The organism is Nioella ostreopsis, assembly GCF_004000255.1.
In the GTDB taxonomy this organism is placed as follows: Bacteria; Pseudomonadota; Alphaproteobacteria; order Rhodobacterales; family Rhodobacteraceae; genus Nioella; species Nioella ostreopsis.
Genome location: NZ_RCIQ01000082.1, coordinates 1 through 741 on the forward strand (window position 1 = coordinate 1; position 741 = coordinate 741).

A 741-nucleotide genomic window follows, 5' to 3' on the forward strand; every position below is an offset into this window, starting at 1 on the left:
CGCCGGGGATGTGGACAATGATGGCCAGGACGATCTGCTGATCGGGGCCTATGGGTCGGACGACGGCGGCGGCAGCGCGTCCGGCAGCACCTATCTGGTGAATGCCGATGACCTCGCGGCGCTGGATCTGGCCGATGGCACGGCGGATGGGGTGATCAGCCTCGCCCATGTGGCGGCGACCGGCAGCTCCTATGAATTCGTGGGCGAGGATGCGGATGATTGGTCGGGCACCTCCGTCAGCTCCGCCGGGGATGTGGATGGCGATGGCAATGACGACCTGCTGATCGGGGCCCACTTTGCCGACGACGGCGGCGGCATCAATTCCGGCAGCACCTATCTGGTGAATGCCGATGACCTGGCGGCGCTGGACCTGGCCGATGGCACGGCGGATGGGGTGATCAGCCTCGCCCATGTGGCGGCGACCGGCAGCTCTTACGAATTCGTGGGCGAGGACGGGAGCGACTACTCGGGCATTTCCGTCAGTTCCGCCGGGGATGTGGATGGCGATGGTAATGACGATCTGCTGATCGGAGCCTATAGGACGGCCGATGGCGGCGGTAGTGATTCCGGCAGCACCTATCTGGTGAATGCCGATGACCTCGCTGCGCTGGACCTGGCCGATGGCACGGTGGATGGGGTGATCAGCCTGACCCATGTGGCGGCGACCGGCAGTTCCTATGAATTCGTCGGCGAGGATGCGGGTGACTATTCGGGCATCTCCGTCAGTTCCGCCGGGGATGT

General features: G+C 64.8%; 1 pseudogene. It reads left to right on the plus strand.

Features of this window, described 5'->3' with window-relative positions:
- Positions 1–741: pseudogene (locus EP237_RS22895) on the plus strand (FG-GAP repeat protein); the annotation flags it as partial.